1 pseudogene is annotated in these 235 nt (G+C 61.7%); it reads left to right on the forward strand.

Annotated features, from left to right (window positions below):
- Positions 1-235, forward strand: a pseudogene (locus tag IU459_RS38255) (IS3 family transposase); the annotation flags it as partial.

Raw genomic sequence — 235 nt, forward strand, 5'->3', positions numbered from 1 at the left:
CATCGGGTTGGAGCTGCGGGAGAAGGGCTGGCGGGTCTCCGACAACACCATCGCCGCGATAATGGCCGAAAAAGGTTGGGTAGCACGGAAAGTCAAACGCAGATCCGCGACCACGCGGCAAGGGAAACGATCCGCGGCACCGGATTTGGTGCGGCGGCAGTTCACCGCCATCGCCCAGGACGTGCTGTGGGTCGGCGATGTCACCGAAATCCCTACCTTGGAGGGGAAACTGTAT

This window comes from Nocardia amamiensis, from assembly GCF_015477605.1.
GTDB lineage: Bacteria > Actinomycetota > Actinomycetes > Mycobacteriales > Mycobacteriaceae > Nocardia > Nocardia amamiensis_A.